Below are 20,974 nucleotides of genomic sequence, written 5' to 3'. Positions count from 1 at the left end.
ATGTAAATTTTTTTGATTGAATTACGGATATAATAAGTCTATAATATCTATTGTAGAGTGTTTCATATTTACCACCATACGGAAGCAAGGTGTAGATATTAGTAGACTTTAAAATCTAATTAGTAGAAGGGAAGTCTAATTAATGACCCAGTCTTTATTTGATCCCGAAGTATGGAAGGCTGCTTGGATAAACGATCCGGAAGCCGGTGTAAATCGAATGCTTAGAGCGGGAACGGTACCGGCTCATTCGTTTGATGATATGGCAAGGGCAAGAAGCTTCCACAAGCAGGCATTTAATGAAGAAGGAATAAAGAGAACAGCCAGAATTATGGGATGGCTAAGGACACAAGGAGTTACCATTAAAGACTCCTCTATCCTGGATATTGGTGCTGCCTCGGGTGTCTTCAGTATTCCTTTTGCAGAGGAAGGGGCAAATGTTACTGCCGTTGAGCCTTCAGGACCGTTGACAGCCTTAATGGAAGAGAGTATTAAGCCATCAATAAAGGAAAACATTAAAATCGTGCGGGAACAATTTGAGGAGTTATCTATTGAGACGAACGGATGGCAAAACAAATTTGATCTGGTGTTTGCATCCATGTGTCCAGCCATTTTCGGTTGGGAAATGGTAGAGAAGGCGCTCGCCTGTGCCAGCCAGTTTTGTTACATCAGTACGAGTGCTGGGCCTAAGGAGCATAGTCTGATTCAGGAATTGCGCCCTGTAGTCGGAATAAAAGAGGACCTAGTACAAACTTCAGATATGGCATATATCATCCAACTATTAAACATATACGGCTACTCTTTTCAAACCCTGATTACTCGTGAAACCCAAACGGTAATGATGTCGGTGGACGAGGCGGTAAAACATACATTAGGCTGGTTCTCATTCTTCGGGATGCCAACAGATGAACAGTCGCTACAGAAAGCAGAAGCCTATTTAAGAGAGACGTACGTAGGGAAGAGAATCCCTGTTCAGCAAGGAGGACGCTTTGGTAAAGTTCTGGTCCGTATAAAGAATCAGCACATGTATTAATCGTTTTGTCATGTAGCTTCTATTTATTCCCCTTGCCCTTCAGAATCTCAACGTCTGTTACATAATATAGACACAAGAGCATTGTGGGGAAAATGTATTCAAAATAAGAGCCCTAATGAAGGGAAGAACCACTTCATTAGGGCTCTGGAGATTTACTACGGCTATGGATCACTGCCAGTTTGTGTGAAAGAATCCTGCTACATCACTTCGTTCATAAGTATGGGCACCAAAATAATCCCTTTGTGCTTGCAAAAGGTTAGCATTCGAAATGCCTGTCCGGTAACTATCGTAATAAGTAAGTGAAGCACTTAAACATGGAAACGAAGTGCCAGAATTAATACCCTCACAGACAACTTTTCGTAATCCTTTTTGATACTCTTTAACCTTTTCAGCAAAATACGGGGCGATTAATAGATTAGCCAAATTCGGCTGTTCTTGATATGTTTCGCTTATTACGTTTAAGAATTCGGCACGAATGATGCAACCACCACGGAAAATAAGGGCAATATCCTTTAAAGGTAAATTCCATCCGTAAAGTTCAGAAGTCATTTTATATTGTATAAATCCTTGCGCGTAGGCACAAATTTTACCCATATAAAAAGCTTGTCTAATGTACCCAATCCACACATCTTTATCTAAACTTCGCTGGTCAATCCCTGGTCCTGTTAGAATATTTTCTGCATAAACTCGTTCTTCTTTTAAAGAGGAGATGTAACGGGCAAACAATGACTCTGTAATAATGGATGATGGGATCCCATTGTCAATTGCTTGAATGCTTGTCCATTTACCAGTGCCCTTTTGCCCTGTTTTATCAAGAATCACATCGATTAGTGGTAGGCCTGTTACATCATCCTTTTTCCGTAAAATCTCTGCTGTGATTTGGATTAAATAACTTTTCAGTTCCCCTTGATTCCATATTTCAAAGATATCAGCAATTTCATTCACAGATAAACGTAACCTCTTTCTTAAAAATGTATAGGTTTCTGCGATTAATTGCATATCTGCGTACTCGATTCCGTTATGTACCATTTTTACAAAGTGACCGGACCCTTTTGGACCCATATAAACACAGCAAGGGTCTCCGTCCACGTGGGCTGCTATTTTTGTTAGAATAGAAGCTGCCTTTTCATATACGTTTTTATCTCCACCAGGCATGATCGAAGGTCCATTTAAAGCCCCGACTTCGCCGCCGGAAATACCGATTCCTAAATAACCGATTCCTTTTGACTTCAATTCATCATATCTACGTTCCGTATCTTTGTAATGGGAGTTACCACCGTCCATAATCACATCGCCTGCTTCAAGGAAGGGTACTAATGTACCTATTACCGAATCGACCGGTTTGCCCGCTGTTACCATAAGGAAAATTTTTCTTGGAGTTTTTAAGGAGTAAACAAAATCTTGAATTTCGTAGTAGGGATGGATAGAGTGACCTTCACTTTTTTTAACAAGATCATCCGTTAAATCCCTCGTATAGTTATAGACAGCGACTTGCTCACCCTTACCAGCCATGTTTAAGGCGATATTACGGCCCATTACCCCTAAACCAATGACACCAATTGTGTTGGACATTTTTTCTGCTCCTTTTATTTGAAATGAATAGGCCGTAGATCCTCACTTATAGGCTTAGAAAATTCTAAGGGAAATAAGTGGGGGATCTACCGCCCAGGAATCATGGTTTAAACGAATAAACTTAGTACTAAAATAAATCCTAATCCAGCTACAGAAATGATGGTCTCAAGCAATGTCCATGTTGCAAATGTTTCTTTCATACTTAAACCAAAATATTCTTTAAACATCCAGAAACCAGCATCGTTAACATGTGAAGCTATTAAACTACCCGCTCCCGTTGCAAGCACAACTAAAGCAAGATTAACGTCGGATTGTCCTAACATCGGAATAACTAAACCAGCGGTTGTTAAAGCTGCAACAGTTGCAGAACCTAAGGAAATACGTAATATTGCAGCTATGATCCAGGCAAGCAAGATGGGTGATAATGTAGTTCCATTGAATAATTCAGCTACATAGTCACCTACGCCGCCATTAATCAGTACTTGTTTGAAGGCGCCGCCACCCCCAATGATTAAGAGCATCATCCCAATATGAGTAATAGCCGTTGTACAAGATGTCATTACATTTTTGATTGGAATTTTCCGTGCTATTCCCATGGTGTAGACAGCTACCAGTAAGGAAATTAACATGGAAGTTGATGCATCACCAATAAAACGGATCGCTGCTAGTAAACTGCTATCTTCAAATCCCATTGTTTTTTGAAGCAAAGTAATAACCGTAGCAATAGACATTAAAATAACAGGAAGCATTGCAGTAAATACACTGATACCAAATCCCGGAGTTTCCTCGGATTTAAATACTTTTTGTTCACCTAAAGAGGCAATATTACCGGTTTTCGTAAATGATGCAGGTACGAGTTTTTTGGCAAGCTTAGTAAATACAGGTCCAGCTAAAATAACGGTTGGAATGGCAATAATGAAACCGTAAAGTAAAACCTCACCAAGGTTCGCGCCATATTCACCAGCAATAACTGTTGGTCCTGGATGTGGAGGTAAGAAACCATGTGTTACGGATAAAGCTGCAACCATCGGAATCCCGAGATATAAGATAGAAACCTTTAATTCTTTTGAAATGGCAAATATGATTGGAATTAACAATACTAATCCTACTTCAAAAAATAACGCCACACCGATAATGAATGAAGCAGCTACGACTGCCCATTGGATATTTTTTTCACCAAATTTGTCTACGAGGGTCATGGCAATTCGTTGAGCACCGCCAGAATCAGCGATCAACTTACCTAACATCGCTCCAAGTCCAAAGATTAACGCTAAGTGACCAAGGGTTCCGCCTAATCCGGCTTCGATGGTTTTGACAATTTCCTCTAATGGCATTCCAAGTGCTAAAGCGACGCCGAACGATACAATGATTAATGAAATAAAGGTATTCAATTTGAAGCCCATGATTAAAACTAATAATGCTAAAATTCCAATCGCTACGATAACTAATGGCATTGTAATTACCCCCTGCTTTTTATCTTTTTAGTGTTTAATTAAGCTTCTTTGATAATTGGAAATCCGTGTATAATCATCTTCTAATACTCTGGATAGGTTAATGAAAATCGGGAGCAATTTCCTATATTCCTTGGTCGCTTCTTCTTTTGGTGTATGTTTGTTGGTACTGCCAACCATTTCAGAAACGACTTCAAAGGACTGGATTTGTCCGGTGGCATACAGGCCTAAAATACAAGCTCCTAGACAAGAACTTTCGTAGCTTTCTGGAACGACGACTTCAGATGCGAATATATCGGACATCATTTGCCGCCAAACAGCTGACCTTGCGAAGCCTCCAGTAGCTTGGATTCGGGTCACAGGACCGTCCATACATTCGGTTAATGCTAAAAATACGGTGTACAAATTGTAAATGACTCCTTCTAGGGCTGCGCGAATCATATGTTCTTTCTTATGTGACATCGTTAAACCGAAGAATGAGCCACGTACGTCTGGGTTCCATAATGGCGCACGTTCACCAGCGAGGTATGGATGGAATAACAATCCGTCAGATCCTGGTCTTACACGTTCAGCAATCTTGGTTAGTACATCATATGGATCAATTCCTAGCCTTTTCGCTGTTTCGACTTCTGATGAGGCAAGTTCGTCACGGATCCAGCGAAGGACCATCCCGCCATTGTTCACCGGGCCCCCAATAACCCAGTGCTTTTCTGTTAAGGCATAACAAAATATTCTTCCCTTTTCGTCTGTTTGAGGCTTGTCTATAATGGTTCGAATAGCTCCGCTTGTCCCGATTGTAACGGCAACTTCGCCTTTTCGTATCGCATTTACACCTAGATTAGAAAGGACTCCATCGCTAGCTCCAATGACAAACGATGTTTGTGGATCGATCCCCATCTTTTTTGCTAAATCTGAATCACAGTTGGTAAATATCCTGGTTGTTGGCACGAGCTCAGATAATTGAGAAGGGGTTATACCAGCAATTTTTAATGCCTCTTCATCCCAATCTAATTTTTCTAGATTCATCATGCCCATGGCAGAAGCTAGGGAATAATCCACTACATATTGGTCAAAGAACTTTTTAAAAATATATTCTTTAATTCCGATATACTTTTTAACCTTGACAGCGGTTTCAGGAAGGTCATTCACAATCCAAGCTATTTTTGTTAATGGTGACATGGGGTGAATGGGTGTTCCTGTTCGTTTATAGACTTCATGGCCATTCAGCTCATCTTTTATTTTATGTGCCCACGCTTCACTGCGATTATCTGCCCATGTAATACAAGGCGTCAGTGGGCGGTCATTTTCATCCATCGCAATGACACTATGCATGGCACTGCTAAATGAAACAAACGATAGCTTTTTTTGTGAGTGATGTTTCATTATATTCGAAATGGCTTGTAGGACAGCCTGAAAAATCTCTTCTGGGTTTTGTTCAGCTGTTGCTATATCCGGTGTATAAAGCGGGTATCCAATATTCTCTTGTTGGATGACTTCGCCTTTTTCGCTAAATAGAACGGCTTTCGTACTTGTCGTTCCGATATCTACACCTAACATATAGTTAGTCATTTTGTTGCACGACTCCTTTAGATAGCATTTGTTGTGACATCCATAGGTCTTCTACTTTACCTTGAACATCATCAAAGTTTTCATGTAAAGACTTGATCATGAGGTCTCTATCTTTTGCTTTGATTGCTTCAATATAAAGTTCGTGATTGTTTATAATCCGTGTAAAGTCTTCATACTTTTCAGTGAAACGCATACGCATCGACAAAAGAATGAGACTTTCCATAACAGGCTTTAAATTATTCCAGATCATCAGAATATGCGAATGATTGACTGCACGAATAATCGTTTCATGGAACAAGACATCTTGATATGAAAACTCATCAGCATCACTATATTTAACGGCGACTTTCATCATTTCGAGTATTTTACTAAGTTCCTTCGCCAAATCATTAGTATCCATCTTTACAAGACGTTCAAATACGAAGGATTCTATGAGCAGACGGACATCATAAATTTCTTCTATTTCTTTTTCTGATAGGCCATTAACAACGGCTCCCATTCTTTCTAATCGAATAATATTTTCGGATGCCAGTATTTTTAATGCTTCACGAATGGGTGAGCGACTTACAGTGAAATCAGCAGCAAGTTTATTTTCAGATAATATGGTACCGCTTTCAATCACGCCAGAAATAATGCGCATTCTAAGCTCGGATGTTACGCGATCACCAGCAGAGGCTTTTAAAAGCCATTTGGAGGGATATAGGAATTCTGATTCGACCATCATTTCACCTTCTCAATTAATCAAGTATACTTGTATACAGGTATTATAATCTGAAATTTTAAATTTGCAAGCGTATACATTAAATTTGTTTTGTAACGCCTCGATACATAAAATGAAAATTGCATATTAAGACATAGATCCTGTTTGGATCTTCTCATATATAATGCTAGACTCAATACTGATTTCATCTATAGGTTCCAATTGAAGTTCGGATTTTTTGTTCAAATGCACAATCAATTTCGTCTGTTCTTCAATATTTTTAACGTGCGGCAATCGATATAATGAAAGCGTAATCAAAAATTACCCGGGGGGTTAGACAGATGGAAGGATTGACGATCAGTTGGATAGGAGCTCTGGCAGGGCTGGCTATTGCAATTATTCTGATATTAAGAAAGCTGAATCCGGTTTACGCTTTATTTTTGGGAGCTATTGTAGGCGCTTTATTGGGCGGAGCCAATTTGGAACAGACGATCAGCGTGTTAATAAGCGGTACGCAAAGTGTGATGGGGACGGTCATTCGTGTGCTTGCCGCAGGTGTATTGGCAGGTGTAATGATGGAATCCGGGGCAGCGGAGACGATTGCGCAGGCTATTGTAAAGAAGTTCGGCGGCAGTAAAGCGATACTCGCACTAGCCTTGGCGACGATGATTATTACGGCGGTAGGTGTATTTATTCCCGTTGCCGTGTTGATTGTGGCACCTATTGCATTGTCGGTCGGTAACAAAATGGGGATTTCCAAGCTGGCGCTCCTGTTGGCTTTGTCTGGAGGCGGAAAAGCGGGGAACATCATCTCTCCCAATCCTAATACGATTGCGGCGGCGCGCGGATTTAATCTGGATTTAAGCCACGTTATGTTGGCGGGTGTGGTTCCTGCAATATGTGGTTTAATCATGACTGTTTTGGTGGCATCTATGTTGAAAACCAAAGGTGTGAAGGTGTCTGATCAGGATATCATGGACAGTGACGTCGATACATCGAAATATCCAGCGTTGGGACGGGCGATTGTAGCCCCGCTGGTAGCTGTTATTTTGCTGATGATTAACCCGATTGGTTCTATTTCCGGTATTGAAGTACTTTCGAATTTCAAGGTGGATGCGATGTACATTTTGCCGATTGCTGGGATTGTGGGTATGCTGGCCATGGGACAAGGGCGCAATATCTTGAAGTATTCGGCCTCCGGTTTAAATAAAATGACGGCGACTGTGCTGATTTTGATCGGTGCGGGCGGGATTGCGGGTCTGATCTCTGCCTCCAACTTGTCTGCTCAGGTGGTTGGCCTGATTGAAGCTTCAGGAGTTTCCGGTACATTTTTGGCACCGCTTGCAGGCATTCTGATGGCAGCTGCCACGGCGTCCACCTCGACGGGAGTTATTTTGGCGACAGGCTCGTTTGGGGAAGCCATTCTGAACATGGGAACGGCCCCGCTCGCTGCAGCTGTGATGGTGCATACAGGAGCTACAGTCATTGATTCCTTGCCGCAGGGCAACTATTTCCACGTCACGGCAGACAGCATGAAAATGAGCATTAAACAACGGATGGGCTTGATTCCTTACGAAGCTATTGTGGGTGGAACGATGGCAATTGTAGCGACAATCATGTATGGATTTTTACTTTAATATTCACGATGGGGTGAGAAGATGAGAGAGAAAACATTTGTGCTGGCACCAGATTCTTTTAAAGAAAGCATGACGGCTAAAGAAGTGTGTATCGCGATGGAGAAAGGACTGCGCAAGGTCTATCCGGCGGCGAATTATGTCCACGTACCGATGGCGGACGGCGGTGAAGGAACGGTGCAGTCACTGGTGGATGCGACAGGCGGACAGATTCGTTATATCGAGGTGACAGGACCGCTTGGAGAACCTGTAACTGCTGCATACGGCCTGCTGGGAGACGGCACCACAGCGGCAATCGAGATGGCATCCGCCAGTGGAATCCATTTGGTGAACAAGGATAACAAAAACCCGTTAAAGACAACAACCTACGGAACAGGGGAGTTAATCCGTGAATGTCTGAACCAGGGAATTCGAAAAATTATCATCGGCATTGGTGGAAGCGCGACGAATGATGGCGGTACAGGAATGGCGGAAGCGCTGGGCGCCAGATTTCTGGATACAAAAGGAAATACTCTTCCGCGCGGCGGCGGTAGTCTGGGCGAGCTGGCCAGTGTTGATATTTCATCACTGGATGACCGCTTGCAGCAGGTACAACTAATTGTAGCCTGTGATGTGACAAATCCGCTGTGCGGTGAGCATGGGGCATCCCAAGTATTCGGGCCACAAAAAGGGGCAACCCCGGAAATGGTGCAGCAATTGGATGCCAATCTTGCTCATTACGCCGATGTGGTGAAGCAGCAGCTGGGCAAGGATGTGCGCGATCTCCCAGGCGCAGGCGCAGCAGGTGGATTGGGTGCGGGCTTATTAATTTTCACTCAGGCGACGCTGCAAAAAGGCATTGAAATTGTGATTGAATACACCGGTTTAAAACAAAAGCTCGCCACTGCCGATATCGTTTTGACGGGGGAAGGCGGTATTGATTTTCAGACCAAATTCGGTAAAACTCCTTATGGAGTAGCCCAGGCGGCAAAGCAGTCTGGTAAAAAGGTCATTGCGGTCGCAGGTTATATCGGGGAAGGGATCGACACGTTGTACAAGGAAGGAATAGATGCGGTGTTCGGCATCGTACCGGGAGCCTCGGAGCTCGGTAAGCTGCTGGCTGAAGGGCCGCAAAACGTAGAGCGTACGTGCGAGAATATCGCAAGAGTACTTCAATTCAGCGAGAAATGAACAGATGGAGAAGCGGGCTATAAATATAAAACGGCATCATACAAATACGATATAATACGAGCGCTCGCCTGTAATCCCGAACTTAGCCAAAGCAGGATTGACTAAGAAATTTGGGAGTGACGGCGAGCGAAAATATGGTGTTACTGGCGCATGGTCTGGCGTGATACAGCAGTTCATTGATACAGTGCCAATAAGCCGTGCGTAAGCTCAAAAAGCTGAAGGAGATTCCGGGGATCTTTACCGGTTAAGGTATGGATGCGCTTCAGGCGGTATTGCAGCGTATTTCGGTGAATATTTAATTCATCTGCGGTAAAGGAGACACTGCCGTTATGGTTAATAAAGCTTCGCAGCGTATCCAGCAAATCCACAGTATCTTCCAACTTGCTAACCAGATAGATCGTGTTCGTCAGGTTCGTTTGACTCAATTTGACCAGAAATTCGACTTCCGCAAAAGAAATTTTTTGCACAGGCGGGCGCAAAGCCAGTAAAACATTCATAGCTGACTTGGCTTGCATATAAACATCCGCTATGTTGTGCTCTTGTCTGCTGACCGTAATCAGCACATCGGGATGGCTGCGCACAAGTGGCTCTAGCAGTTTGTCTGTCGGTTCCTGATTTTGTATTAGGATGAGATAGCAGTCTTCCTCCATACGAAAGGATGGATGCTGCATAAATATATTGGACAACTCGGCTAAATGAGCTGGATCAGTAGGCAGGTGCTTTACATATACAGCCGAAGTTTTTAGAAGCAAATCAATGTGATATTGGGCTGCTTCTTTTTTTATTTTTTGCGTGTAGGCTCCCTGATGATTTAACAGCATTTCCAGCACAGATTTTTTGCGGTTGGCTTCGTGGGCCAGATGCTCCAAGGAGATCCGCTGTTCAATCAGGAGAGACACCGTAGTTTTAACAATATTGCAAAAAGGACGTACTTCATCGGGATTGCCTGAAATACCAATGACACCAACTAACTCATGATGAATGACAATCGGTTCATTGGTTCCCTTTTTCTCATAGTGGCCGTCCTGCCACACTTCAACCATTTTCCCAGTTTCGAGCGCCTGAACAGCTCCTTGGTGAATGGTTCCGATTCGTTCACTCTCGCCGCTGCCAATGATGATGCCTCGTTCATTCATAATATTGATATTGTATGGAATATCCTTCATCATTTTGTCTACGATGTCTTGGGCTTGTTTTTCGGAGAGCTGAAACAAATCAGGATTCCTCCTTTATCTATAGTGATATAGTGTGTTTTAATGTACTACCTTTGTGAAAGGGTTTCCAATTTATTGTGCATCTGAACAATATGATAAGGCAGGTCGCCGAGCATGTCAGTCAATTTTATCATAGGTGTGAAATTGCAGCGTATTATGATAATCCATTAAACGATGTTATATATTTTTGTATTGAGTGTAATCTAGAGTATAGTTGTACGCAAAAAAACAGGGCTCATAGGAGCACCTGCTTTTTGTCTATCCTTTTTATTGCCAGCCACGCTGTCTAATGACGGACCTCGCGGAAGCTGTAGATAATATCATGTAGCTCTTTCTTAAAACGACTATATTTAGATGCGGGCGTATATCCGAGCACCTGATAATAATCATTTTCGGTCTCAATAATCGCCACATGGGTGACATAATGGTTCACATCTTTTTGTCCTTTAATCGTAAACTCAATGGCAGGATATCCATGAATCGTTGTGTTAGATGAAGGTCCTACAGTAGAGAGATTAAACTCTTTGGTCATGTTGTATTGAATTTTCTTTGTGTAGTGCTGGAGAGTTACATTGCCCAATTCCTTTTTCGAATTGGATACTACCGCAACGGACTTTTGAATGTACGGATTGAATATTGCAATCTCTGCTTTTCCTTCACGGTCCGGGTCTGTTGACCAGTCCAGCGGGGCCGTGATTTGAAACCGTCCATCTTTACTTACATAGCTTTGCTCTTTCTTGCTCACCGGAACTTCAGGAGGTACGTAACTGTCTGCAAGTATAAAAATAGCATTTACAAACGAGGCTCCCAAGATCACCATTGCGGTAAAAAATATAAAGAGCGAACGTTTCATTGTCTTTTTGCTAATGGGCTCTAAATCCCGTACCTTTACAACATATGTACCTGCAGCTAAATCACCAATTCGTTGTCTTGATGCAGTTACTAACACACTGATACCAGCAGGTATCCCACCCATTAGCAATGGATTGGTGTCTATTAGCCTGAGCAGCGTACGAATGAGTGATTTAAGAAAACCGGGAGGCCTTCCTTCCCCGTTAACCACCTTAATACGAAAGACGAACTTACCCAGCGTATAGCCTGTGTAACCTTCCAAAAGCAAATAATAGCTGAAGAAAGCAATAAGCAGAATACAACGGGATGCAATCGCTAAAGGTAAAAACCATCTGTCCGTTATTTGAATAACAGAAATAAAAAAACAAATATACCCGATTACAAAAAATATGCAATCAAAAACCGTTGCTCCCCACCGTCTAAACAGAGTAGAATTCCCGTATGTTTTTGATAACGCCGCCATCCTGTTTGGATCTACCCCATAATTTTGACCATGCCGAATGTACGTCTGTCTTGAAGTTTCCTGCGGAATGTGTGATATGTGCTGTTCGTCCAAAAAATACACCTCTTCTTAATAATTAAAACACACTCCTTATATTAACGGTCATTTTATAATCCATGTTTAGGAAAACATTCTATAAACAAAGAAATTATTATAAATATCCCTTCCTCTCATTGAACCGCATTCAGGCGTTAGTAGAGCCAGAGAAGGCACAATCCTTGCGTTTGCTTGAAAAAGCGGGCTTTCGGCAAGAAGGGCTCCTCTCCCAATATGAATTTACGTCCGGGAAATATGATGATCTTTACATGTGCGCATTGGTCAAATCAGAGTATATCAATCGTTCTCAGAAATGATAGGTATAGGTGGATCAAGCGGGGGAGCTTGGATTCAGCGGCATACACATTTCATATTGCTCAATGGGGTCTTTCGAGAGACCTATTTTTTGGATAAAGCCTTCAAGAGAGTCATTGTCGGACAGACAAATGTACACCTTCTCAATCTTTTGGATCTCTGCTGCTCTATGAAGGAGGGCGCGTCCTAATCCTTGGTTGCGGTGCTTAGGATCGACCCAAAGAAAGTTGATTTTACCCTGAGCACTCATGCTCACCATGCCAAGACACGTTTGATTCACTTCGTAGATGCCGAGAAAAGCTTCTTGTGTACTGGTGGCGTAATAAGGCGTGTCACTTTGCCAATGGATGTGGCAGTCGGTGAGGGTCTTACGAAAAGCTGCGACGTCATCAAATGTAACTTCCTTAAGAATATACGAAGATGAGAGGGCAGCGGGTGGGGCGGAGGGCAGAGTGCCGTTGTAGTATTTCAGCGTATAGCGTGGCTGATAGCCTTGCTTTTCATATAATTTGACGGCCCGATGATTATCCTTGATGACTTCGAGCCATAGCTGCTGGCAGTCCGCGGAGATGGCTGTTTGTTTATGTAATTCCAGCAACTTGTTGCTAATCCCCTGACCACGGTAAGCCGGAGCGACGCATAGCGTACCGCAACGCATCGTCTTGTACCCGTCGAACTGTCGGACACCGCCGAGAATTAAGCCGATCGGTTGATTCTCATCCATGGCAAGGAAAGAGTGATTCCGTGTATTCCCCTCTGGACCAAAAAACCGTGCTACGAAATCGTCCTGATCCATGGTCAGGCGAATGGAATAATCTGAGAACCCAAGCGAAAATGCTTGAAAAATGTGTTCCATGCTGACGTCATTGCATCTCATATAGGTGATCACCGTTATTCCCCCCTAGAAATTCATGCTATATTTGGATTATAGGGAATTAAGGGAGCTCCATCAATCTCCCACTGAAAATGAAAATAACCCCTTAAAAAAGGGGATTGGTGCTGGGTGTTGTAGGGGTGCAATTCGTGTCGCTAAGATCAGGATTGGTAGAGAGGTCACGATAATGGTTGAGCTTATATTCAATAATTTTTTGGGTTTCCATCAGTCTGGAGATTTCTTGTTGAATCTTCTGATTATGTTTTTCAAGTAAGGAGTGTCTGATCGGAATGGTGCTGTTGCCTTGCATCGAAAGTTCTCGATAATGCTTCATTTCCTCTATGGTCATTCCAGTGGCTTTTAATCGGGTTAAAAAGATAATCCCCAGAATCTGATCTCTACTGTAGAACCTGTGTCCGTTAGCCTTTCGTTCTGCATAAGGCAGCAAGCCAATTCGCTCATAATAGCGTATGGTATCCTCTGTCAAACCTGTTAGTTCTGCAGCTTGACTAATCGAGGTTATGGTCTCCGGAATTTCCTGCAAAGTATCTCACTCCTTAATTGTAACGATTACCAAGGCACTTCTCCATTCGAGTCAAAAAACCCTCCTGACGGACCATCATTATTTAAAGTGGCTAAACGAACAACGACAGCAGCAGCTTGTTGTACCGAACCCGGTCCTGTAAAGCCATTTAAGTCAGTGGCGGTAAAGCCAGGGTCAGCCGAATTAATTTTGAGAGGTGAGTCTTTGAATTCTTTGGCAAGGGTGACGGTGAACATATTAACCGCTGCTTTGCTGCTATTGTAGGCAAGCAAATTAAATTGTGCATGCTCATGCTCAGGATCGCTATTATAGGTTAACGAACCAAGGCCACTCGACAAGTTAACGATTCTACCACAAGGAGATTCTTGCAGTAAAGGCAGCATGGCTTGCGTCACCGCGACCAAACCGAAAAAGTTTGTTTCATACGTTTCTCTTAAAACGTCCAAAGAGAACTGACTTGGAGGAGTGGCTCCTCCTAAAGATATGCCGGCATTGTTGATTAGTACATCAAGGGAACCAGATTTTTGTTTGATCTGATGGATTGCGGAATCAATCGTACTTTGATTCGTCAAGTCTAACAAAATCAATCGGGCTTCTACTCCCTCATTAGCCAACTTAGCCACCGCTTCCCGGCCGCTCTGCTCATTCCGTGAGCCAATCAGGATTGTATAACCCATACCCCCCAATTGTCTGGCTGTTTCATACCCGATGCCTTTGTTGGCCCCAGTAATAAGAACTGTTTTCCCAATGGTCATGAGCGATTCCTCTTTTCATTATTCTTGAATTTGGCGGCCACCATGCTTTAAATGTACTACTTGGAGTATACTTAAAGTCAACACAAAACCAGCAATTATAGCTCGAAGTGCCCTAGACATTCTTTATTTTGGAAGATGGGAGAATGGAATGAATAAAAGGCAAATGGAAATTTTACGCATGTTGTTAACTGAACCGGACCGGTTGTGGTTAGCGCAGGATCTGGCGGATCTGACCGACTGCTCTGAAAAGACGATCCGCAACGATCTGAAAGTAATTGAAGATTATATCGTTAAACATTCTGATGCCAATCTGGTGAGAAGGCCGGGACGCGGCATTTATCTGGAGATGGGTAAAGCGGATCAGAATGAATTGTTCCATCGACTGTATGCGGATGAGAGTACAGCCCAACACGAGTCTGATGAGGAAAGGGTGCTGCATCTCGCCTATCGGCTCTTGATGAATGCCAAGCCTGTGACCATCCAGGATCTAGCTTCACAGTATTATGTGAACAAGACGGTGATCCGTAGAGATATGGAGAAGATTGATGGCTGGCTGCACAGCTTTGATCTAGCCTTAATTACCAAGCAGCGCGTAGGCTTGACCATTCAAGGCTCTGAGAAAAATAAGCGAATCGCTTTGGCGCGGATGAACCAGCTGATTGATAGTCCTGAGTTAACAGGACAGATGATGCGCAAACAGTTTGAATCGCACGAGATTACAACCATAAATCATGAATTAAAAGCATTTCAAAAACGCCATGAGCTCAGCTTTACTGACGAAGCTTTCGAAGCTCTAATGCTGCATATTCTCTTAATGGTCAAACGAACCAAGATGGGACAACCCATTTCGCTCTCCAAGCAGGACATTGCCTTTTTACAGGAGAGACGCGAATTTACATGGGCTACGTCTTTTTTGCAGCAGTTGCAAAAGTTGTTTGCCGTGCCTTTTTCCAAGGAAGAGACGGCGTATTTAACTCTGCATCTGCTTAGCGGGAAGTTCCGTTACCAGCAGGAAGAAAGAAGGGGAAAACAAGGTGAGCTGGCAGATAGCCACCCGCTTTTGCCTGAGTTGATTGAGCAGTTAGTCCGGCGGATGTCCGAGCTGAATATGATTGCCTTTTCCAAGGACAAGATGTTGCTGAAAGGGTTGAATGTCCATTTATATACGACCCTGAACCGTCTTCAATATGGGTTGACCGTGTCCAATCCTATGCTGGCCGAGATCAAGAAGATGTACCCCTACATGTTCGACCGAGTTATTATTACACTGGAAGAGGTAGGAAAATGGATCCGGCTATCCTTCCCCGAGGAGGAAGCGGCGTATTTAACGCTGCATTTTCAGGCTTCTGTGGAGCGATTGCATCAGAAAGAGAGTCACCCCCAGAGAGCCATCATCGTGTGTCACATGGGCATCGGTATGTCCCAACTGCTGCGCACCAAGGTGGAACGTAAATTTCCGGCTGTACATGTGGAGACAACCCTTTCCAAAGCAGAAGTCCAGGACTATCTGGCAGCCCAGGAGGTGGATCTCGTCATTACCACTGTAGATCTCCCAGAGATGAACGTTCCGCATATTCTCGTCTCTCCCTTGCTGGATGCCAAGGACGAGCGTCGGCTGGAGCAAGTGATCCGACGACTAGATGAGCCGGAACAGAGGGCGGCAGACGAATCTGTATTTTTTAAATATACAACACCTTTTTTGGTCTTTCCCCAGCAGGAAGTGCAGCATCCGGAACAATTGATCTCCAAGCTGGCGCAAATACTGGAGGACAAAGGATATGTGGAGCCCGGTTATGTGGACAGCGTACTGGCGCGAGAAAAAATGTCGGCTACGACGATTGGGGGAGGCATAGCCATCCCGCATGGCGGTTCTGAGTGGATAAGGCAGTCCTCCATTGTAATCGCTACCTTGAAGCAGCCGCTTACCTGGGGAACCGAGAAAGTAGAGCTTGTGTTCCTCCTTGCGGTCAAACAGGATGGGCGGGAAGAGATGCGGCAGTTATTTAAGGAATTATCCCTGATCAGTGAGCAGCCTGCTTTGGTTCATGCCTTATCTAAAGAGACCGATGCGATGAGATTATTAGGGAGAATGAAGGGATAAACTAAAATCAAAAGCTGTGCTCTGGAACAGGACTTATAGATAAGTCCTGTTTTTTGTCGGTTTAATTCCGTTTTTCCGAAAGTTCCGGTAAAAAGTTCGTCCGATAACAGCAAGATAGGCGTTTATACTATCAATGTAAGCGGAAACAACAGAGAGAAGGGGAATGACTATGAAGATATTAGCGATTACCTCATGTCCTAACGGAATTGCACATACGTATATGGCAGCTGAGAATCTGCAAAAGGCAGCAGCAAAGCTGGGCATCGAGATGAAGGTTGAGACACAAGGCTCCATTGGAGTCGAAAATCAACTGACCGAGCAGGAGATCCGTGAGGCAGATGGCATTATTATTGCAGCGGATAAAACGGTAGTTAAAGACCGCTTCGTCGGCAAAAAACTGCTGGTCGTTGGCGTACAGGATGGGATTCGCCGTCCGGAGGAATTGATCCAGCGGGTGATGAAGGGGAATGTGCCTGTATACCAGGCAGAGTCGCGTTCTGCCGAAAGTAGCTCACAGGAGAACAAGCCGAAACAAAATCCCATCTACCGCCACTTGATGAACGGTGTATCCTATATGGTACCCTTCATCGTCATTGGAGGATTGCTTATTGCCATTGCGTTGACGATTGGCGGTGAGAAGACTCCAGGCGGTTTGGTTATACCGGACGGTTCATTCTGGAAGACGGTTCAGGATATCGGCTCAGCTTCGTTTACCTTTATGATACCGATCCTCGCCGGATTTATCGCGATGAGTATTGCGGATAGACCGGGGCTTGCACCAGGTATGATTGGCGGATTCATTGCTGCGAACGGCAGCTTTTATGGAAGTGAGGCGGGGGCTGGATTTATCGGCGGGATTATCGCCGGTTTCCTGGCGGGTTATGTTGCACTTGGGATTCGGAAAATTAAAGTTGGCCGAGCATTACAGCCGATCATGCCTATTATTATTATCCCTGTATTGGCATCTTTAATTGTAGGATTAATCTTTGTCTTTGTGATTGGTGCTCCAGTCGCACAATTGTTTGAAGCTTTAACAGGTTGGCTTGCAGGTATGCAAGGTACAAGTTCAATTCTATTGGCATTGATTCTAGGTGCGATGATCTCCTTCGATATGGGTGGACCTGTGAACAAAGTCGCTTTCTTATTCGGTTCGGCTATGATCGGCGAAGGGAATTATGAAATTATGGGCCCGATCGCCGTTGCGATTTGTATCCCGCCAATTGGGATGGGACTTGCAGCGATGATCAACAAACGTAAATTTGCACCTGAAGAACGCGAGGCTGGGAAGGCAACATTCACGATGGGTTTGTTCGGTATTACCGAAGGTGCGATTCCATTCGCGGCGCAAGATCCACTACGTGTTATTCCCAGTATCATGGTAGGGTCCATGGTCGGCTCTGTCATTGCGATGTTGGGGAATGTAGGTGACAAGGTAGCTCACGGTGGACCGATTGTAGCTGTACTTGGTGCAGTGGACCATGTGCTTATGTTCTTCATCGCCGTTATTGTCGGTGTAGCCGTATCGGTTGTCTTGGTGAGCTTGCTGAAAAAGGATATTGCAGCAACTGTAACTTCGGATGTTGCTGGGGAAGCGATGCCTGGACATTCTACCGCAGGAGCTGGACAATCTGCGATTACTACAATGGCCGCTGCGGAGTCATCTGCCTCAACAACTGTCACAAATAACGGGCCAGCCGTGTCTTCGCAGGCCATTCACATTGAGAAACTGACGGATATTGTAACAATGGATCTGATTAATTTGGATCTGGAAGGAACGACACGAGATGCTGTAGTTGATGAAATGATCGGAGCACTTGAGAGAAATGGAGCCGTAAGCTCTGCCAGTGATTTCAAACAGGCAATATTAGCCAGAGAGGAAGAAGGCTCCACAGGCATTGGAATGAATATTGCCATTCCTCATGGCAAATCGGAAGCTGTCCTGAAGCCAAGCGTGGTCTTCGGCATCAAGCAGGGTGGTGTTGACTGGAATAGTGCAGACGGAAGTGAAGCAAAACTGATCTTCATGATTGCCGTACCGCGCAACAGCAAGGAAAATGCGCATCTGAAAGTGCTGCAAATGTTATCACGTAAGCTGATGGACGATCATTTCAGAGAGGCGCTTCTAGCAGCTGCAACGAAGGAAGAAGCATATCAATTGCTGGATCAGGTGCATTAATTCAATGCGATAAGAACTTGAATCAAAGAAAAGAGGCTCCCGAAGTTTCAGCCGGGAGCCTCTTTTTTTGAGAAGGTCTTTGCGTAAGTCAGCGGCGTTCACCGCGTGATATAAGTATGATGCCGAGAAATACAAAGCCTGCACCAGCCAGATGAGCAAATGAGAAGGATTCACGGAGGATGATATAGGACAGCAGTAGTGTGCTGACGGGAATACAACCCGTGTATACAGCTGCTGTACTAGCCGATACCCTTGACACGCCCCGAAACCATAATACGTAGGCTAATGCGGTGACAAAGATACCATAATATAAGACAAGCCCAATATCCCCTGCCCCAACGTGGTTAAAGTTGAACTGTTGGGCCTCCCCGAAGGAACAAACCAGAAACATAAGGAATGAAAAGAGTGTTATATACATAGTCCCAAGCAGGGAAGAGACATCGCTGGATAGCATCTTGCGTAATACCGTTAGTGCCGCTTCTCCGAACACAGCAGACAGAACAAGCAGCATGCCAATGAACGAGGTTGCGTTGGGAGCATTGAACCAGAGCGCCGATATGTGAGGCACTTGCAACGCCAAAACACCGAGCAGAGAACAGGCAATCCCGAGACCGGGGCGTAGCGTAATCTTTTCTCTCAGCAGTATATACGAAAGAAGTGCAACGATAGCTGGGGTCAAGCTTGTTAAAATTCCGCTTTCGGAAGCAGAGGCGTAGGCCAGCCCGTACAGCATTAGGACGCGGAAGAGAAACATGCCGATCAGGGCCTGAATGAACAGGATTAAGGCATCCCGTTTGCTGATCCTTAGTGAATATTTCTTGATGAATACAATGGGTACCAAGAACAGAAGGGCAACGGCCAGACTGGCAGATTGCGATAAAAAAACAGGCAGCCGCATCACGACCAGTTTACCGACTACTACAGAACTGCCGACAATGGAGGTTGCGATCACTAATTCCATGTAAGTCGAAAAGGTTGGTTTGTTCATTTCATCTCACCTCTTGTACAGATATTGATATATACTGTAGCAATAGAAACTGGGCACTTGTAGATCCAGTTGAAGAGGTTTTTGACAGTACCGCTTGAGGGGGCAACCTATGTGGTTATCTATCGATAAGAATGTGACAGTTCCGATGCTGCGTCAGGTGTATCAAGCGATACGGGACCGTATTTTAGCCGGAGAACTGCATGCAGGATATAAACTTCCTTCGACCCGGGTGCTGGCCTTACAGTTGAATGTTTCCCGGAATGTTATCCTCGAAGCTTATGAAATGCTGCTAGCCGAAGGCTTAGCCATTGCGCGCTCGGGTTCAGGTACCTATGTAGCCGAGGGGGCCGTTCTTCCAGGTTATGTATCCGCACCGCCTATCGAGGCGTCTGCGTCTGCAATGAATACTTCATATTCAAATGAGGAGTCGGTAATATCCTTCCGGACAGGCCTCCCCGCATTGGAATTGTTCCCGCGCAAATCATGGGCCGACTTGCTTCAGAGCGTATGCAAAGAGGCTCCTGATCTGGCACTGGGTTATGGCGACCCTGCTGGAGAGCCTGAGTTACGAAGGGAGCTGGCCGACTATTTGGTTCACACCAGAGGAGCGAAAGCCAGACCGGAACATATTGTAATCACAAGCGGAGCAGTACAAGCGATTCAGCTTGTCACCCGTCTGTTACTGTCAGCTGGAGACGAAGTTCTGGTAGAGGAACCGACAAATGAAGATTTAAAAAGCATTCTGTCGGCTACAGGGGCCACACTGCGGAGCATGCCTGTTGATGATTCGGGAGTTATAACAGCCGATCTGCCGCAAAAGAGACACCCCAAGCTGGCATATCTGACACCCTCGCACCAGTTCCCGCTGGGGGGTATCTTGCCGATCCAAAGGCGGATCGAGCTTATTCAGTATGCAGCCCGGACAGGATGTCTTCTGCTCGAAGATGATTATGACAGTGAGTTCCGGTATGACGGGGCGCCCGTCCACTCTTTGCAGAGTCTGGACCCAGAACGGGTGCTATATGTCGGGACGTTTAGCAAAATTCTGTTCCCCGCACTGCGGATCGGCTATATTGTTCTTCCCCCGTCACGAGTCGCTGATTTTATCCGTTTAAAGCAACTGGCGGATTACCAGACAGCGAGCCTGGAGCAAATTGTGTTGAGTCGGTATATCAGGAAGCGACTCCTTCATAAGCATGTACATAAGATGAAAAAAGTGTACGCCAAGCGTCGTCAGGTCCTGCTTGATAGCCTGGAGCAGCAATTTACAGGGCAATACCGGGTATGTGGCCGATCGGCTGGTTTACATTTGGTAGCAGAGTTTCAGTTCCCACTCCGAGAGAATTTGCTAGAACATCTCCGTAGCGAAAATGTATTTGCGGCACAGCTCGAAGGGAATCGACTGCTAATGGGCTACGGGCATCTAAGGGAAAACGAAATTCGTGAAGGGGTTAGCAGGATTAGGAATGCCCTGCAACGGTAGTACACGCA

At 44.6% G+C, this 20,974-nt stretch carries 16 protein-coding genes; 6 read left to right on the top strand and 10 right to left on the bottom strand.

Annotation, left to right across the window (positions count from 1 at the left end; all coding sequences use genetic code 11):
* Window positions 1-142 precede the first annotated feature (142 nt).
* On the top strand, window positions 143-1,030 hold the full coding sequence (locus GRP75_RS00630) for a class I SAM-dependent methyltransferase (protein ID WP_053326461.1): 888 nt from the start codon (window positions 143-145) through the stop codon (window positions 1,028-1,030).
* Between the two features lie 168 nt (window positions 1,031-1,198).
* Here GRP75_RS00630 and gnd read toward each other — a convergent pair whose 3' ends face one another.
* The 4 genes from gnd to GRP75_RS00610 all read right to left on the bottom strand — a co-directional run bounded on the left by gnd (window position 1,199) and on the right by GRP75_RS00610 (window position 6,346).
* Window positions 1,199-2,602 (bottom strand): decarboxylating NADP(+)-dependent phosphogluconate dehydrogenase, encoded by a 1,404-nt coding sequence (gene gnd, locus GRP75_RS00625; RefSeq protein WP_160788347.1) that lies wholly within the window; start codon window positions 2,600-2,602, stop codon window positions 1,199-1,201.
* A gap of 107 nt (window positions 2,603-2,709) precedes the next feature.
* Window positions 2,710-4,056 carry a GntP family permease gene (locus GRP75_RS00620; protein ID WP_160788346.1) on the bottom strand — a complete coding sequence of 449 codons (1,347 nt, stop codon included), beginning with the start codon at window positions 4,054-4,056 and terminating at the stop codon, window positions 2,710-2,712.
* Between the two features lie 27 nt (window positions 4,057-4,083).
* The gene (gene gntK, locus GRP75_RS00615; protein ID WP_160788345.1) at window positions 4,084-5,622 is read right to left on the bottom strand and encodes a gluconokinase; all 1,539 of its coding nucleotides are present in this window, start codon (window positions 5,620-5,622) and stop codon (window positions 4,084-4,086) included.
* Entirely contained in the window at window positions 5,615-6,346 is a 732-nt protein-coding gene (locus tag GRP75_RS00610; protein WP_160788344.1) for a GntR family transcriptional regulator, read from the bottom strand. The genes gntK and GRP75_RS00610 overlap by 8 nt, the downstream gene beginning before the upstream one ends.
* A gap of 317 nt (window positions 6,347-6,663) precedes the next feature.
* Between GRP75_RS00610 and GRP75_RS00605 the strand changes: the two genes are divergently transcribed.
* Both GRP75_RS00605 and GRP75_RS00600 read left to right on the top strand, forming a co-directional pair.
* Window positions 6,664-7,959 carry a GntP family permease gene (locus GRP75_RS00605; protein WP_160788343.1) on the top strand — a complete coding sequence of 432 codons (1,296 nt, stop codon included), beginning with the start codon at window positions 6,664-6,666 and terminating at the stop codon, window positions 7,957-7,959.
* A 21-nt stretch (window positions 7,960-7,980) separates the two neighbouring features.
* Window positions 7,981-9,126 carry a glycerate kinase family protein gene (locus GRP75_RS00600; RefSeq protein WP_160788342.1) on the top strand — a complete coding sequence of 382 codons (1,146 nt, stop codon included), beginning with the start codon at window positions 7,981-7,983 and terminating at the stop codon, window positions 9,124-9,126.
* 173 nt (window positions 9,127-9,299) lie between these two features.
* On the opposite strand, the gene GRP75_RS00595 is transcribed toward GRP75_RS00600, so the two are convergent.
* The 5 genes from GRP75_RS00595 to GRP75_RS00575 all read right to left on the bottom strand — a co-directional run bounded on the left by GRP75_RS00595 (window position 9,300) and on the right by GRP75_RS00575 (window position 14,218).
* Complete coding sequence (locus GRP75_RS00595; RefSeq protein ID WP_160788341.1) at window positions 9,300-10,340, bottom strand: CdaR family transcriptional regulator; 1,041 nt, start codon at window positions 10,338-10,340, stop codon at window positions 9,300-9,302.
* 286 nt (window positions 10,341-10,626) lie between these two features.
* On the bottom strand, window positions 10,627-11,748 hold the full coding sequence (locus GRP75_RS00590) for an RDD family protein (protein WP_160788340.1): 1,122 nt from the start codon (window positions 11,746-11,748) through the stop codon (window positions 10,627-10,629).
* A 313-nt stretch (window positions 11,749-12,061) separates the two neighbouring features.
* Window positions 12,062-12,934 (bottom strand): GNAT family N-acetyltransferase, encoded by an 873-nt coding sequence (locus GRP75_RS00585; protein ID WP_160788339.1) that lies wholly within the window; start codon window positions 12,932-12,934, stop codon window positions 12,062-12,064.
* 91 nt (window positions 12,935-13,025) lie between these two features.
* Window positions 13,026-13,463, bottom strand: a complete 438-nt coding sequence (locus GRP75_RS00580; RefSeq protein WP_160788338.1) for a MerR family transcriptional regulator — start codon at window positions 13,461-13,463, stop codon at window positions 13,026-13,028.
* A gap of 26 nt (window positions 13,464-13,489) precedes the next feature.
* Complete coding sequence (locus GRP75_RS00575; protein ID WP_160788337.1) at window positions 13,490-14,218, bottom strand: SDR family oxidoreductase; 729 nt, start codon at window positions 14,216-14,218, stop codon at window positions 13,490-13,492.
* A 148-nt stretch (window positions 14,219-14,366) separates the two neighbouring features.
* Between GRP75_RS00575 and GRP75_RS00570 the strand changes: the two genes are divergently transcribed.
* Window positions 14,367-16,319, top strand: coding sequence for a BglG family transcription antiterminator (locus GRP75_RS00570; protein WP_160788336.1), 1,953 nt, complete (start codon window positions 14,367-14,369; stop codon window positions 16,317-16,319).
* Window positions 16,320-16,488: 169 nt separating this feature from the next.
* Entirely contained in the window at window positions 16,489-18,495 is a 2,007-nt protein-coding gene (locus GRP75_RS00565; protein ID WP_160788335.1) for a PTS fructose transporter subunit IIABC, read from the top strand.
* A gap of 88 nt (window positions 18,496-18,583) precedes the next feature.
* On the opposite strand, the gene GRP75_RS00560 is transcribed toward GRP75_RS00565, so the two are convergent.
* Window positions 18,584-19,483 carry a DMT family transporter gene (locus GRP75_RS00560; protein ID WP_025719209.1) on the bottom strand — a complete coding sequence of 300 codons (900 nt, stop codon included), beginning with the start codon at window positions 19,481-19,483 and terminating at the stop codon, window positions 18,584-18,586.
* Between the two features lie 109 nt (window positions 19,484-19,592).
* Between GRP75_RS00560 and pdxR the strand changes: the two genes are divergently transcribed.
* Entirely contained in the window at window positions 19,593-20,966 is a 1,374-nt protein-coding gene (gene pdxR, locus GRP75_RS00555) for a MocR-like pyridoxine biosynthesis transcription factor PdxR (protein ID WP_160788334.1), read from the top strand.
* The last annotated feature ends 8 nt before the right edge of the window (window positions 20,967-20,974 follow it).

This window comes from Paenibacillus sp. OT2-17, assembly GCF_009827695.1.
In the GTDB taxonomy this organism is placed as follows: Bacteria; Bacillota; Bacilli; order Paenibacillales; family Paenibacillaceae; genus Paenibacillus; species Paenibacillus polymyxa_B.
Note: the sequence above shows the minus strand (reverse complement) of the source record. Positions and strands in the feature narration are given on the sequence as shown.